The 16,269-nt window shown below is 46.6% G+C and carries 12 protein-coding genes; 1 reads left to right on the top strand and 11 read right to left on the bottom strand.

Features of this window, described 5'->3' with window-relative positions:
- Nucleotides 1-93: 93 nt before the first annotated feature.
- The 10 genes from GQF01_RS31505 to GQF01_RS31460 all read right to left on the bottom strand — a co-directional run bounded on the left by GQF01_RS31505 (nt 94) and on the right by GQF01_RS31460 (nt 11,735).
- Nucleotides 94-483, bottom strand: coding sequence for a DUF3870 domain-containing protein (locus tag GQF01_RS31505; protein ID WP_161411009.1), 390 nt, complete (start codon nt 481-483; stop codon nt 94-96).
- Between the two features lie 134 nt (nt 484-617).
- Nucleotides 618-1,772, bottom strand: a complete 1,155-nt coding sequence (locus GQF01_RS31500; RefSeq protein ID WP_161411008.1) for a serine hydrolase domain-containing protein — start codon at nt 1,770-1,772, stop codon at nt 618-620.
- A 51-nt stretch (nt 1,773-1,823) separates the two neighbouring features.
- Nucleotides 1,824-3,056: an MFS transporter gene (locus tag GQF01_RS31495; protein ID WP_161411153.1), complete on the bottom strand. Its 1,233-nt coding sequence runs from the start codon at nt 3,054-3,056 to the stop codon at nt 1,824-1,826.
- Nucleotides 3,057-3,083: 27 nt separating this feature from the next.
- Nucleotides 3,084-4,658: a response regulator transcription factor gene (locus tag GQF01_RS31490; RefSeq protein WP_161411007.1), complete on the bottom strand. Its 1,575-nt coding sequence runs from the start codon at nt 4,656-4,658 to the stop codon at nt 3,084-3,086.
- Nucleotides 4,655-6,448 (bottom strand): cache domain-containing sensor histidine kinase, encoded by a 1,794-nt coding sequence (locus GQF01_RS31485; protein ID WP_161411006.1) that lies wholly within the window; start codon nt 6,446-6,448, stop codon nt 4,655-4,657. Before GQF01_RS31485 ends, GQF01_RS31490 begins: the two co-directional genes overlap by 4 nt.
- Before the next feature lie 127 nt (nt 6,449-6,575).
- A complete protein-coding gene (locus GQF01_RS31480) occupies nt 6,576-7,376 on the bottom strand; it encodes a carbohydrate ABC transporter permease (RefSeq protein ID WP_328803568.1) in 801 nt (266 codons plus the stop codon).
- A gap of 54 nt (nt 7,377-7,430) precedes the next feature.
- Complete coding sequence (locus GQF01_RS31475) at nt 7,431-8,303, bottom strand: carbohydrate ABC transporter permease (protein WP_161411004.1); 873 nt, start codon at nt 8,301-8,303, stop codon at nt 7,431-7,433.
- 109 nt (nt 8,304-8,412) lie between these two features.
- Nucleotides 8,413-9,546 (bottom strand): Gfo/Idh/MocA family protein, encoded by a 1,134-nt coding sequence (locus GQF01_RS31470; RefSeq protein ID WP_161411003.1) that lies wholly within the window; start codon nt 9,544-9,546, stop codon nt 8,413-8,415.
- Nucleotides 9,547-9,566: 20 nt separating this feature from the next.
- A complete protein-coding gene (locus tag GQF01_RS31465; protein ID WP_161411002.1) occupies nt 9,567-10,364 on the bottom strand; it encodes a sugar phosphate isomerase/epimerase family protein in 798 nt (265 codons plus the stop codon).
- 51 nt (nt 10,365-10,415) lie between these two features.
- Nucleotides 10,416-11,735 carry an extracellular solute-binding protein gene (locus GQF01_RS31460; protein WP_328803567.1) on the bottom strand — a complete coding sequence of 440 codons (1,320 nt, stop codon included), beginning with the start codon at nt 11,733-11,735 and terminating at the stop codon, nt 10,416-10,418.
- Between the two features lie 280 nt (nt 11,736-12,015).
- On the opposite strand from GQF01_RS31460, the gene GQF01_RS31455 reads away from it, so the two are divergent.
- Nucleotides 12,016-12,735, top strand: coding sequence for a 3-ketoacyl-ACP reductase (locus GQF01_RS31455; RefSeq protein WP_161411000.1), 720 nt, complete (start codon nt 12,016-12,018; stop codon nt 12,733-12,735).
- Between the two features lie 434 nt (nt 12,736-13,169).
- Here the strand turns inward: GQF01_RS31455 and GQF01_RS31450 are convergent, their stop codons facing one another.
- Complete coding sequence (locus GQF01_RS31450; protein WP_161410999.1) at nt 13,170-16,259, bottom strand: glycosyl hydrolase family 95 catalytic domain-containing protein; 3,090 nt, start codon at nt 16,257-16,259, stop codon at nt 13,170-13,172.
- Between the last annotated feature and the right edge of the window lie 10 nt (nt 16,260-16,269).

The raw sequence follows: 16,269 nt of genomic DNA, 5'->3' as shown, positions 1-16,269 counted from the left end.
AACCCAGCAAACAGCCTCAGGAAGATGCCTCCCAAGAAACCATTTGCTGGGTTTTATTTACGGGTATGTTGCCATACGGATAAATAAAGCAGCTTACACTGTACCGGAAGATTGGAATCCCAGCTCTTCCCGGCCGTTAAGTGCTAATTTGTATTTTTTTTGCGCGTCTTTATACGCTACGATCAGAGCCTTCTGGGATGATCCGTGGTATCTCTGGCGGATTTCCTCTGCTACCACATCAAGGAGAAGCATATTGTGCCCGATGAAGATCGAGCGGACAAATTCCGAAGTGAGCGGTATGGTGGATGAACACCCTGCATCTACAATTTTGTGGCTTGACGTATCTACGACAAGGCCAATAAAAAAGGCGTTATACTGTTGAGTAATCGGATTGTTCACAGAAGCTTGCGCGTCGCCTATGATGTAAATCGTGTCTTTGTCGTATACCAAACGACCACTCCCCTTATTAGCATTCTGTTCCATTTCTGAGTGGGATGTCGGAAGAGATTGAGTCTCCCTACGACCACCAGAAGCTAGAATACTAATGATGTAATATATACTAACATCGAAATAACATGTTGTAAATATGTAAATCTCGAATCTCTTTCTCTCCCTCATTATTCAAGGAAAGCAGCCTGTAAGACTTGTGCAAGTTCTTCTTCCGCCTCAAAATAAACGCCTTGTCCTTTTCTTTGAATAAGACCATTGATAAGCAGAATGAACCCCCATTTCTCTTGTTTATGAAAGTACATGTCACTCAGCAGACCGTATGCATCTCCGGAATGTCCAATAAGTCTGTGCCCCGGGATCAGATCGTCTGTCAGTTGAAACTGGAGCCCGCAATTGCGGAAAAAGCCTTCTTGTCGATGTCCTGACCAATGCGGTGTGTGCATGAGATCCACAGATTCTGATTGCAATATTTGAACATCGTTCAATTTACCTGCATTAGAATGCGCTTCCATAAAACGAGTCAAGTTATCGACGGTTGTGCGAAGACCCCCCTGCGGGCTAAACAACGCGCCATTGGTGCCTGGTACATAGTCGCTGTAATCTATGGCTTCCGGTTTCTTCCCACGAAAATCGTCCATACTAGCGATAAATCGATCATCAGCTTCTGAGTATTCATACAACACAGCAACGGAATCCATGTCCTTCAAGTCACCGATATTAAAACTCGTATCGTACATGTGTAGCGGTTCGAACAGATGTTTCTTGCCGTATTCGTCAAATCGTTCATTCGAAAGCTGCTCCACCACAGTCGCTAGAATGACGGCACCCAGATTCGAATACTCGAAGTAATCCGGATCCCCCGGCCGTCCATCTCCCCAGAGATTGTCCGTGTTATAAGTTCCGCCTGGCAGCAGAATATCTGCAAGACGTATCTTAGGTGGATTCTCGCTACGCGAATCAACGACATAACGAACATATTCATCTTGCAGTCCCGAAGTATGCGTCATTATCATCCTGAGCGTTATCGGTGTATCGGGATACTTGGGACTGCGTACCGGAAATCCGAGAATGTCGCCTACATCCTGATCAATCCCGCATAACCCCCGCTCAACAAGCTGCATAACCGCTGTCGCGACCACCGTCTTCGAGATAGAAGCGACGCGAAATATCGTTCGGGATGTAACAGGGATGCGTCTTTCTACATTCGCTAAGCCATATCCCGAGCTCCAGATCTGTCTCCCTTCACGCATCACGGAGGCCGCTAATCCAACGATCCGATGTTTGTCCATCACCCGCTGAATCTGTTCATCCAAGGAATTCAAGCTGACCCTCCTTTGCCCTGATTTGTAAAAGAATTGATCCCAATAGATTCATTATAATAAAGTCTTTTCGTACTGTGTAGCATTTTTTTGACGTACTTCTATTTTAGCGGCAATTACGAACATAATTGCGAACCCCGCTACCCCCATAAGCGCCATGATCGCACTGATCGTATACATCGCATGCGCCCCTAATTCCTGAAAGATTAAGCCCCCGGCAATCCCAGCAACCATGCCAGACAAACCTCCCCAGCTCAAGGCATAAACTGCTTGCCCTGATGCCCTATATGCTGGCGGAATCAAATATGCCGTCAATTGCGTGCCCACATAGTAATAACCCGCGAATGTAATGGAATTTAAGGCTTGGATGAAAAGAATGTGATAAGGCGATGTCGCCGCCGCCATTAGGAACCAGCGTAGCGCGTACAATAAACTGACAGCCGCCAGACAAAAGAACATGCTCCTTCGATCTTTTCGCAGGAAACGGTCGAACAATAGGTAAACAGGTATTTCAAAAATGGAGGCAAAAAATGCGGACCATCCGATTAACGAACTTTTCCCTCCTAGTTCAGACATATAAATCGAGACAAATGTATTGTTCATCGCGTTAGGAATCGAAATCAGAATTCCCATCAAGATGAAGACCATAAACCATTTATCACTCATAATTTGCAGATAATTGCCCTTGTTGCCGCTCTTGATTGGGCTTCCTAGCTCTCGACTTCTCTCGCCCCGAGGCAGCATCCATGCGAATACAATGGATAACCCCATCATGATGCCGCACACTTTCCATAAATCCCTGATACCTAGCCATTCCATCACAGGACCTGTCGCTAGTGCCATTAACGCCCAACCAAGCGCACCCCAGAGCCGGAAAGAACCAAACTTATGATCCGTATGCTCAATTGCCTCCAGAATAAGGCTATTGGACTGAGCAAACAAAGGGCTCTGAAAGCAGAAAAAAATAAGTAAGAAAGTGATGAGCAATGGATATGAATCCGTAAAAAAGACCGTTTGCAGGCTAAGAAAGCTGCCGATCAGAAGAATGATCAGAATACGCCTTACATTAGACAAACGGTCGCTCCAATAGCCCCAGAATGGATTGGCGATTAACGAAAGAATAGGCCCGCCGGCCAGCAGCAAGCCTATCGCAACGCTAGAAATACCTAATTCTTTCAAGTACAGCGGGAAAAAAGCACTGTAAATAGCGAAGGCGCCATATAAAATAAAGCTAAATGCTTTGATGACGCCGAATGGGTGATCTTTGAGTCTTGCGATTACGAACATAGGTGTCACGCTATCCTTTCTAAGCTCTTAAGTCGTATGGACAAGCTTCCGATACTGCGTAGGTGTAACGCCTGTGTAGGTTTTGAAAATGGAACAGAAGTATTTATATTCTTTGTATCCAACGCTTTCAGCGATTTCGAAGACGCGATCATCCGTCCCGGATAGCTTCGCTTTCGCCTGTTCGATGCGCACTTCATTCAGGTACTCAGCGAACCCTTTGCCGAACTTTTGCTTGAAGAGGATGCTGAAGTAATTCGGTGTAATTTTCAGCCACGCAGCTACCTCAGATGCCTTAATATCCTTGTTGTATCTGGCTTCAATGTACGATTTCACTCTGTCAGCCAGCCAATGATTTTTTCCAGTCAGGGAATTATGAATCAATGAGAACATGGACGCAAGCTCCGCGCGCAGCAGTGACTCCATGGCTCTGTAGGAATTGTGCACCAGGAGATCGATCTCCTGAGAATGAAAGATGTTGAGATACCCCGTTAAATCAATCCCAGCTGCTCGCAGCCGCCTCTGTAGAATAATGACCAACTCCTGAAACGCCTGCCATAATTCCTTAATTAAGCTGCCGCTCTCGCGAAATTCCTGCATAATTTCATCAATTTGCTGACGCAGCTCTTCATCATTTTCTTGAAACAAAGCATGAATCAGATTTTTCTCCAATACGATCAATTCAGGAAGACGATGACTTCTTTTGAAAATCAATTCTTCATCATGAAATACAATAGGCGCTAGGGAAGATAACACGGCATAGTGCAATAAGGAAATAGCTTCCATACAGCTAGCGTGGATCTGCTCTGAACCTTGGAAAGGGCGGGAAATACTGGCATGGAGATCAAGATCCTCTGACAACCTCAGTACTCCGCTTAAAATATTATGAAGATCCTTCGCATTCATCGATGATGGGCCTACAACTAGTGACAGCAGCAAATTCTGATGTTGGAAAAATGAAACAGTCTCCAGCCCCGATGCTCTTAAGGCGGAGTCAACACTTGTTTCCCAGAACCCCCGCTTCTCTCGGCGTTTCTCTTCGGTCGAACGATGGGTCCACTCCGCATAATCGGAGAGTTGTGTTGCGATCATCCAACAGTTACACGAGCCAGTCGTCATCATCAAAGGCATATAATCGTCATTGTGATCGACTACTCTTTGATGCAGCTGCCCCATCAGCCATTTACGCGTCCGTTCTACTTCTTGCTCACCCATAAGCTTCCGCTCTTGCGTGATCTCTTCGCCAATTCGCTGTACCATGCTCATCAGTTCATCGATATTCACCGGTTTAAGCAAATAATCCTCGATACCGAGCCGCAGTGCCTGCCGGGCATATTCAAAATGATCATAGCCACTAACAATGATGACGCGCGACTGAGGGAAACGTTTCTTCAATTCCTTGGCAAGCTCAAGGCCATCCATACCTTCCATGTTCACATCTGTCAAAACGACGTCCACTGGACAGTGCTCCAAGAATGCAAGCGCTTCAATTCCGTCATAGGCTTCTCCGACAACCTCAACACCAATTGACTCCCAGGAAATGGTATGACGCAATCCTTGGCAAATAATGGGCTCATCATCTACAATCAGCATTTTGATGGTCATCGCTTCTCCTCCTGTGCACTCATTTGAAATGGAAGTCTTATTCTCACACAAGCTCCAGCATGCGATGTTTCCGAAGGAAGCTCAATACCATATCCCTCGCCGTATTCAAGCTGTATACGCTCATGAATGTTGCAGATCGCATGGTTCATAATGCCCTCATCACCGGCTCGATCTTGAAGAACCTGACGGATAACCTCCAGTTTGTCCTTGGCAAAACCAACACCAGAATCCATCACATCAATCAGTACATCCTGCTCTGTCATATAGCAGCGGACATCAATGCGGCCGCCACCTCGTTTAAAACCATGTTTGATACTGTTCTCCACCAACGGTTGAATGATCTTCTTCAAGAGAACGGCATGGCTCAACTCCTCTTCCATATGCACGGTGAATTGGAGTTTACTTCCCATTCGCTTCTGCTGCAAGTTCAGGTAGGCACGAACAAAATCCAATTCCTCAGGCATTGTCGTGTATCGCTTGCCGCCATTTTGCCCCATTCGAAAAAACTTCGACAGGGTTTCAATCAATTGACTCGTCTCCGCTGCTTTCTCCAACCTTGCCGTCCAACGAATCATATCCAGTGTATTATATAAAAAATGAGGGTCCATTTGACTTTGCAGTATTCTAAGCTCTGATTCCTTCTGTCGTATCTCCAATTTATACTTTTTATCGATCAGCTCCTTGATCGTCATAACCATGTTGTTGAACTGTCGACCAAGTTCTCCTACCTCATCACGAGATCGGACTTTCACTTGCACCGAGAAGTCACCTTTTTTAAGCTTAGATGTTTGTTTGCTCAGCTCCAGCATAGGGCGGATCATGGCGAACTCGAACCCGATCAGGGCTATTAGTCCAAAAATAAGGATGATTAGAATCAAAAATTTGAGCGAGGCTTTGATGGCTTCTGTTTTCTGAACAATGGTTTGATCCTTAATCATCGCTACGATATACCAGCCCGTTGACTTCATTGGCTGACTGAAAACCACGTAGGAAGCCCCGGCTTCCTGCAAGGAAGAGACCTTTTTGGACAGCCCCCCGCTAAATTGACTTAGCAGCGCATCGCTTGGGTACGGATGTCCAATCAGATTTTGATTAGGATGTAGAACCACACTTCCCCCTGGCCGAACAATAAAGATAGATCCCTGATCCTGGGGAACAGCCGACATCAATAAGTCCGTGATTTCCGACTCATCCAAACGCACAATCACTTTACCCACAGGGCGTGAAGGGTTATCAAAGGAATTAATGACACGAAACATGGAAACAACCCGTTTATTTCCTGTCCAACCGCTCTCCAGTTGATAGGAGTCCGTCCATACGACCCCGCCTTTCCTCGCCTGGGCGAAATCTGTCCATGTTTGTTCCAACCCTTTGACAGGTTCACCCATTTGGAACTGATTGCCTCCTATACCTTCGAGGGATATCGATTTAATGTACCTCTTGGACATGATTTGAAAGGCAATAAAACCTTCAATCGTCGTCTGATCCTTGTTCATTTGCACCATATTGCTAGGTAGGGTCGGTGTCTCCATGTACCTTCTAAAGTTCTCTTGATAAATCATATAGTCCGATAAATCTTCAATAGCCTTTATTTTCTCGGACAAGTTCAGTTCAATTGTATTCAAGTTTTTTTCCATGGCATCAATAAACTGCTGCCGCAACACAGCATCATAACGGCTAAGAATGACATTTCCGATCAAAAGCGAGGGGAGTGTCACCAAAAGAATGAAGATTGCGATCGACTTTGTTCGTAAACTGAAGTGCAAGAAAGGATATCTGTTAAGTCTCATCAAGTTCCATCCCCTTCATCGGTATCCTTCCTCATTTTACTATAAAACGGGGTCAACCTACCTAAAAGGATGTAGAATTACTCGGGAAAAGTTTCGAGCGTCCACAAATCTAAGCGCGTCGCTATCATCAACCTTTAACAGCGCCAGCAGTCATCCCTTGCACCAACTGTTTCTCCATGGCTAAGTAAAAGCCAACAAGCGGAACAAGCGCCATAGATAAGGCAGCCATCTGAAGCGTCTGGAACCGTGTTTCTGTACCGGCGAAGTTAGCTAAACCTAATGGAAGCGTTTTGAGAGCGGCTTTATTGATCAACACAAGCGCGAATAAAAACTCATTCCAGTTATAAATAAAGTTGATAATAATAACGGTCGCCAGCGCAGGACGAGTCATCGGAAGAATAATGGACCAGAAAATTCGATAGATTCCAGCCCCGTCCATAACCGCTGATTCCTCAATATCTTTGGGGAACGCCTGCATGAAACCTACCAGAATGAAGATGGTAATCGAGAGATGGAAAGCCGTATAAGGAAGAACCAGAGAAAGGTGAGAATTCAATAGACCTACATTTTTCATGATAATAAAAATCGGCACTAACGTAGCGTGAATCGGAATGGTCATGCCAATAATGAACAAACCATACAGCCATCCGCGCAAACGAAAGTGAAATCTGGAAAGAAAGTAGGAGGTCAATGCGCCAAGCAGCACCGTCAATACGATTGCCCCAACGGTTACAATGACACTATTCCAGAAGTATGTGCCTAAATGCGCAACTTTCCAAGCACTTGTGTAATTGCTGACTTGCCAAAGCTTGGGCAATCCTAACGGATTCGTTGCATAATCTTCCTCTGACTTAAATGAGCTGACGACCATCCAAACAATCGGGATGATGTTAATAACGCTTAAAACGGCTAGGATTACATGAATCATTGTTTTTTTCCCTAAAGATGTTTGCATAGCTCCTCCTTTCTCTACATGCAGCAATTAACCATTTCTTCGAGTGACTAATTTGGCTGCATATATGGCTAATAGGCTAAATAGCAGAATAAGAATAGAAACCGCGCTTCCAAGTCCGAAGTCACTGTTGTTGAAAGCCTGGGTGTACATATAGATGGTCATCACTTCTGTATTATGAGCTGGCCCTCCAGCTGTCATCACATAGATTAAATCGAAAACCCGGAAGCTGTTGCTAATGGAGAAGATCAGCGTTACCCAGATCGTTTCTTTCAGCATTGGAAGCGTGATGAACCAGAATCGTCTCCAACCTGTCGCACCGTCCATGACAGCCGCTTCTCTCACTTCTTCCGATATATTTTGTAAACCAGCCAAGAAAATGACCATATAGAAACCATAATTTTGCCATAAATATGTGACGCTCACTGACAGCATGCCCCAACGCGGGGAGCCCAGCCAGTTCTGTTTCAAGCTCTCCAAACCGAAGAGTCCGAGCATGTTATTCATCAAACCTGATTCCGTACCGTAAACCATGTTCCAGATGAGAGAGACGATAACCGCTGAGATAATGACGGGCAGGAAAAGCACGGAGCGGTAAGCTTTGAGCCCACGCATTGATCGATTCAATAACAAGGCAAAGAACAAACCTACTGGGAGCTGTCCCACGATACCGCTAACCATCATAAACAGGTTGTTCTGCACACCTTTCCAGAAGATCCCGTCTTTCAAAACGGAGATATAATTGTCCAAACCTACGAAGGACATATGCGATAAACCGTTCCAGTCGAAAAATGAGTAATAAAATGACATTAGGATCGGAATCATCGCGATCCCGATATAAATGATCAAGGCTGGCAGCATGCCAATAAATATTGCCAATCCCATCCGCCTCGTTACCTGCATAAATGGCCCTCCTTTTTTTGCGCTAGATGATAAGTTGAGAGATGCCAAGAAGACGGAGACTGAGCAGGCTCCGCTTCTTTGGCAGCCGAAGAACGGCTCGTTGCCCCTCTTACATTGGAATCGACAGCGAACGCGAGGCAGCTATAATCTCGGCAGCCGTCGTTTCCCGCCCGAGCGAATCAGATAAATATAAACCTTCGCTAATCAGCATCGTCGCAAGTGCGATATCCGCAGTCGGTAAAAGCTCTACGCGTCCCTGCAGCGCAGCGATCCAATGCTTCTGCGATGAATCATACGCATCTTCGTTATCTCTCATTCTGTGAAAGCGGACATCCATGCGATTAAGATCAATCTTGCTGTCCAGATCGATGTCGGCAACTGTTGTGTGAAAGCTGATATCGGAGGTCATCTCTCCGGAATGGTAGGACGGGAGCCGAATGCCGCCTTTGGACCCTATGATGCTGCTCCCCTCCACGCCTCCTAGATTAACAGCCCATGCTTCAAAGATATCTAACGTGATTCCATTACGAAGGGTGACGAACCCAAGCGCCAACTCTTCTACGTCGAATCCACTTTGGTCCCGGCGACCCTCGTCCATCTCCATTTCTTGAATGAGCTTACCAGTTACGCGTTCCACTTCGGTTTCACCAAGCAAGTAGAGCATTTGCGCGATATGATAGACACCCATATCTAACAAAGCTCCGCCGCCTGCACTTGCTTTTTTCGTGAAATAAGCGGTGCCGAAACCATCGACAAAGGGTCTACCGCGCCGTCTGAAGCCATTCGACCGAGCGTGGAACAATTTGCCCAGTTGACCGCCATCAATCAGCGCTTTGGCCGCCTTTGTTTCTTTTTTATACAGCGTGCTAAGTTGAATGTGAAGTTTCTTGCCATATTCCTTGGCTGCGTCCACCATAGCTTTGCCGTCATAATAGGAGCCTGCGATCGGCTTCTCACAGTAGACATGTTTGCCTGCCTGCAGAGCAGCAATCGTAAGTGGCGCATGAAAGTTGTTGTGCAGACAGACATCCACCGCATCGATATCTTCTCGCGCCAATAGCTCCTTATAATCGGTATAGACATGAGCAACTCCATATTTGTCCGCAACCCGGCGGGCTTCCTGTTCATTAATATCACACAGAGCCACGACCTCGGCGCCCTCTATCTCGGCATACTGATCCAAGTGAGCTTTCCCGATAATTCCTGTTCCAATAATACCAATTCTAATCTTGGCATTTGCCATCCTGTACGCCTCCAGATCACCTAGCCTTTACTCTGGCTAGCAGATGCAAGTAATCGTTTCATAGCCGCTAGCGCCCACTCTATCTCGATGTAAGGATTGGACAAAGCATTATATTCAACTGCCCAATACCCTTGATATCCAAAACTACTCAGGAACTTGATTGTTGATTCCGTATTCTCGGAAAGGATTGTTCGTTTGTCCAAATGTACGTGGTTGACCCAAGGAGCAACAATCTCATTTCCTTGATTCCCCTCTATCCAACGGTCGATATGCAGTAAAATACCGTATCCTGGATGAGCAACCGCTTCAGCCAAGCGCTTCAGCCAATGAAAATCCAGCGAAATTCCTGTATGATTCTCAGGCCCCACTGTAAATCCGTAGTCCGAAGCTTGCTGGGCAAGTTCCTGATAAGTACGAACCGTGTACTCGAACTGCTCCTCTGTCACTTCACCAGGGCCGCGATTGGCATCAATTCGAACCGTCTTAGCTCCAAGCAATTTCGCTGCTTTCAAATGAGCTTGCGCATTCCGGTACAACTGCTGCCTGGTGTCCGGATCAGCGTCCCATAAGTGAGCGCGGTCCACCGCTATATTAGCAACCGTTAATTGCCTATCGTCCAAGTTGCGTTTGATCTTCAGCAACTCATCGTCATCCGGAAGTTCCCAGATGGGAACCTCACGGTTTACGAAAAAGCCGTTCCAGAGATCTACAGCATCCAATCGATACCGGTATTTCACCGTCTCCAGATAGCCGTAAATATTCATTTCGTTTTGACTTAAAAGCTGATAGAAGGAAAATGCTCCAATGGAAGCTTTCATCTCCGTCACCCTTTCAAATCGTTAGCCTTCGAGCTTGCACTAGCTAGCCGATTATTTTTTCACTTTATCCATGACATCTTGCATCTCTTTGGCAATTTGCTCCGGTGTTTTCTGTTTCATCGTAATGGCTTGCAGCCCATTCTCGATGGAATCTTTCACAGCCGCCGGCATGACACTGTCAAATACAAGCGCGTCGCCTGATTTCGTCAACTCCAGCATTTCTTTCAAATATTTACTTGTGTCTGCTGGCATTTCAACTTTGGCCGGCACGACAATCCCTTTACTCATCAAGTTCTGGTACAGCTCAGGGGAGTAGAAATATTTCAGGAATTTATACGCTGCTTCTTTCTTAGCTCCTGTTAATTCCTTGCTTAATCCGATTCCGTATTGGATAACTCCTGCACTTTTGCCTGCTGTTCCTTTGCCACCGTCTATGGATGGGAACAATGCGATGCCAATATTAGCGCCGCCCTCTGTGTTACTGACACGGAACTTCGTATCAATGGTCGAGCTGGTCATCGTCATAGCCGCTTTCTTCTGCAGGAAGTAATCTTGGACTTGCACTTCATCCATGGTGTTCAAATCAGCGTTAAAGGCATCAAGCTTCGTCAATTCGTCGAAAATGCCAAGTGCTTTCACATAATCAGCATCCGTAAACTTCGCTTGTCCTTGTTTCACCTTCGTTAAGAAATCCGTACCTGCGATGCGATCCTCGACAGCGGACATTACAGTGGATTGAAGCGGCCAGCGATTCTTATTGCCGATCCCCATCGGTGTAACCCCTGAAGCTTTGAGCTTTTTCACCAGATCGAGGAAATCCGTATAGGTTTTAGGGAATTCATTGTAGCCTACTTTAGCTAACATATCCTTGTGGTAGTAAATAATATCGACAAAAGTCATCTTCGTTGGGACGGCATATTGCTTCCCGTTTACTTTATATCCACCTAACGACTGTGGAGGCAAAATATCTTTCCAAGTATCCATAATTTCATCTAGCGGCATTAGTACGCCGGCATCGATGAACGGATCCATATCGACGCCTGGATATAAAATGAACATATCCGGCATGCTGTTGCCAGCCGCTTCCGTACGAAGCTTAGTCCGATATTGAGCCGACGGAATATCCTGCATTTCGATTTTGATATCCGGGTTCAACTGTTGAAATTTCTGAATTCTTTCTTTGTATAGCTGGTTATCTACGTTCGGGGTGGACCAGTTTTCCTCCAAAGTGAGTGTAACTTGTTGTTTTGAGGCGGGCTGCGTTGATGTTTGCGTTGTTCCTACTTGTTTTGCCGGCTCAGCTCCATTACCGCAGGCTGTAATTGTCAGTACAGCAGCTGAAGCAGCAGCTAACACCGATTTTCTAATCACTCCATGAATCATCCATGAACCCCTCACTTTATGTTATTATTTTTAACATCCATCTTACGCCTTTATTATATGATACCGTTTACCAAGTTTGTATCCCACCAATTTATCATATTGTCTGAATTTTTAATGTAATATAATCTAACATAACGGAAGATGAGCTCATTTACCATAACAAAATATACCAACAGCTAAAATTGACGTTGCCCGCCAAATGGCATAAAATGGGGCCATACTTTCCATAATACGAATACCACATTCACAGAATAAAAGGAGATTTCTCATGAACTTACACAATCAAACCGCCATCATCACGGGAGCTGGAAAAGGGATCGGTAAATCTGCTGCCATTGCTTTGGCCAAAGAGGGCGTTAATCTTGGACTACTGGCGCGCAGCCGTGCCGACCTCGAATCCCTTCAACAAGAGTTGACAAGTACCTACGGCGTCAAAGTGAGCATTGCTACAGCGGACATTTCCAAGCGAGAAGAGGCGGTACGTGCCGTGGACTTGCTAATCGGGGAATTGGGTTCCCTGGATATCCTGCTCAATAATGCCGGAACGGCTCAGTTCGGCACGTTGGTCGACATGGATCCAGATCAATGGGAGCAAATTATCCAAACCAATTTGATGGGTACCTATCATGTGACTCGCGCTGCCTTGCCAACCATGCTGAGCCGCAAGAGCGGAAGCATCATTAACATTGCTTCGACTGCAGGGGAGCGGGGTTTTGCCACCGGTTCAGCCTACTGTGCCTCGAAGTTCGCTGTCATCGGCCTGACAGAAGCGCTCATGCAAGAGGTTCGCAAATCGAACATCCGTGTTACTGCGCTCACACCATCCACTGTGAACACAGAGCTGTCTGTCAAAGCTGGCCTGCCGATAGGCGATGAGGACCGTATGATGCAGCCGGAGGATGTAGCTGAGCTCATCTTGGCAGCTTTGAAATTGCCGCAGCGCGTATTTCTAAAGACGGCGGGGATTTGGACGACGAACCCGCAATAGCAAGAAGACCGATAAAGGCCCGTGAATTATGGGCTTTTATCGGTCTTTTTTTTCGCTTTGGGGGTGGCGGAAGCTAGGCTTCATCAGGAGCGACGCCTCAGCAGGAATAGATGGAAAAACTACCGTTAATCTGCGCCAAATTGGGGCTGTGCATGAAATAACGGTAGAAACTCCATCTATTTCGGTGGTAGCTGCGCGAAATCTGCTAGATCCGGTGAAATTAGCGGGATAATTTCCAGTTAATTAGGTAAAAGTGGATCAGTCGTCGAAATTAGCTGGAGGAATCGGCGTTAATTGCAAAGTAACATCTACTCCGCCAGCCGCTCATCCCGTTGCCCAGCTCCTAGAGGCATTCGAGCTGCATCGTCACCTCGCCTCAGCTGGAATAGACGGCGAACCTACCGTTACTCAGAGCTGCATCAAACCTCCCGCTCCTACAAATACGTATAATTCTTATTAATAATTATCGCATTCATTCTCCACTGCGAGCCTTCGCAGGTACGAAATCTCAACTTTACGTAACCATCACTTTTTTGCGTAATCGGCAAAATATCCGTCGCAAACTCGCCCGCTTTCAGCATTTTTTCCGGCTTCCACATGCTTCCCCCAGTGATTTCTATCTCCGTATAGGAAGATGCCTCTGCATCGCCGGATACGAAAAGCAAATCGTATCTGCCCTTTGGTAGCTCTACCACAAACGTCGCCTCACTCTCTCCACCAATAAAATCCCTTCGCAGCTCATCTGGAGCTCCGCGATCGATTGCTCTGAGTTCCTTCGTACACTCCCAGCCAATGCCGGAATAAGCCGTAAACATCGACTCCCGTGTTACTTTACGGAACGTCTGGCCGAGAACACCTTCCACATGAACCTGTCTGGGAAGCACGTTGTTATAATCCTTCTCCAGCGATCCCACGCCAAAATCAAACCGATAAGCAGCCAGCCTTGATTCCCGGGAATTTCCGGAGTAATAATCAAAGGTGAAATGGTCGAGCAATCTCTTGTGCTGCGTGTCCGAATCTTTGCCAAGGAACACTCTTCGATAGGTATGAGCTTCATGCACAAGAGGATAGACTCTCTTTGCGTCCAGGCTATTGTCCAGTACGATAGACTCCCCATGAGGATGAATCGCATACTCTCCGTTCTTCTCCGTATCAAACGAAATCCGTCCCTCATCTTCCTGATGATCCACCCTGCTCCAGGATTGCCCCTCACGTTTTGAAACCAATACGTTATCGCTTACGTGAAACGGGTTGCGGACAACAGCTTTCTTCCCCGCTTTACTTTGGATAGTCACCCAACAGGTTCGGCCATTCTTCCGCTCTGCGCTAACTTCGAAGGCACCTACTGCCAGTAAACCTCGGAAGGAGCATTGGTTCCATTCCGCATACTTCTTCCTATCTACCTCATGCTCGTAGAGACCCATTGCTAATTCCGGCTCAGGCTCACCAGAAGGCAGCGCCGGAAACACATCGATCACCCCATCATAGCTCTGCAGCAGCATTTCATTCACGGCAGCAACCATTTCGCCAGAGGCCTCCATCATGTGGGGATGGTACAACGGTTCATTCGTAATGTTGCAGTAGTTCATCCAGCGTTCCGTTTCTTCCGCAAACAAACCGTTACTCCTGAGCGACAAATCGATGCCTTGCTCATAGAGGAGCCTAAGCGCAGTAGTGCCCTTCCCTAATCGCGAAGCGCTGCAAGAAAGCCACCCAAACTGAAACATGCCGTATTCCGTCCGATTTGCTGCATAACGAAGTGTATTCTCTCCTCTTTTTCGCACAAGAGGTTCGCTATATCTATTGATTTCCCCAATTGGATAAATAGGCATAAGGAGCGAAGGATGACGCAAATGCATGTCAGCAGTAGCCCATTCCGAGTCCAACAAGACATCCCCATACGATTTGGAAACAGCTGCCGAATACGGAGCCAAGTTGTCCGCAAGTTCGCTCCACTTGAGCCGGTCAGCTTCCGCTTCACCAAGCAGCTCGCCCGCTTCCGCAGCGATCTTCAGCAAGTACTTAAGAGCCGCAAGAGAACAAGTGGAGTTGCGAGTCAAAGGCCCCTGCTCAGGAGAAATGTCAGGAAATATCTCATAGTGACGAGATTGCTCATTCACCTGTAAATAGCCTTCGAAAAATCTGGCAATCTGCTTAAACAGCGGATAGGCCTTCTCCCTAAGAAAATCGATATCCATGCTGTAGCGATAATAATCCCAAAGGAACTGTGCGCACCAGGGCCATATGCTGACATACAAGGCATGCGGATAATCACCAGCAACGCCTTCGAGTCCATGAAACTGCTGCGACATTCGCTCAGCGAGCTGAACATAAGAGAGCAACCCCTCGTTGAATGCTTCGGCGATTTCAAGGCGATTAGCCGTATAAAGCGGCCAAAACGCAGCTTGAATGTTAACGTCCCAGTACCACATGCTGCCCCACTTGGTTGGCTGCTTAATATCCCATAAGCCGTTCAATCCACACGCTTGCTCGCGCATCCTGCCGCCTTTTCCACTGCTGCAAGCGATTGCGTATAAATTGATATACCAGAGATCTTCAATCATTTTATCTGGCAAGGTGATGGAGGTTCGAGACCAGAAACTTTTCCAATAGGCTTGATGGCGCTCCACCATGTTGTCCACTTCCACTTGCGCAGATGGCTTCGTCAGCCTCGCCAGAGCGGTCGAAAGAAGTTCCTCGGTCTCCTCCTCTGTTACCACCGTTGTTAGCAGTGTCAGGTTTGCTTCCGCATCACGAAGGGCAATTCGCAGGCTATCCTCAGGACCGGCAACAACGCTCCCCTTGGCTCCGATAATTCTCATCATCACGATGAACGAGAACGGATCGCAGCGCTCCTTCTCTTCTCCGTCCGGGTAGAAAGCGCCCATGTAGTAAAACGTTGTATCATCCAATTGATGATACGTCACATGCATATCCACATATCTTCTACGGGGGACAGATAGCGCTACCGAGGGTAACAATACTTCATTCGTCTGACGAATTGTGGTAATGACATAATCGCCATCTTGAGCAATCATCGTGCTCACTTCAAGCTTATCCTGATCTTTTTCCACATTGAACTGAACGACTGCCCTTTCAATATCAAGTGATAATGAATATTTATCAGGATCTGACAGCTTCTTACATGGAAATAAGTGAATTTCCCCCGTTGGATAATGGGAGGACCCTCCCGAAGGTTTGCCATATTTCCTGTACATGCTATTCGGGTTTAGCGCATCGCCATATAGAAATAACGGATCTTGTTCGGGATTACGATACATCTCAGCAGCCAGCTTTTTCAATTCATCAAATGTACGTCCATATTGATGGGTGAAATCTGGACCCTCACCATGTCGGTATTTCTTGCTGTAACGATGAAGCTTTTGATAATAAACTTCATAATGATTGAGCGCAAGGGTCAGCTTGTTATCTTCGAAATACGCCATGCCGCCAAAGTGTCCATTACCGATCGGCAAAGCCTCATTCCAACTGCTCGGAGCATTTTCAAAAATCACGCCTCTCACAGGATCCCCT

This window comes from Paenibacillus silvestris (assembly GCF_009882985.1).
GTDB lineage: Bacteria > Bacillota > Bacilli > Paenibacillales > NBRC-103111 > Paenibacillus_E > Paenibacillus_E silvestris.
The sequence above is the reverse complement of the archived record's forward strand: the minus strand, read 5'-3'. Positions and strand labels throughout refer to the sequence as shown.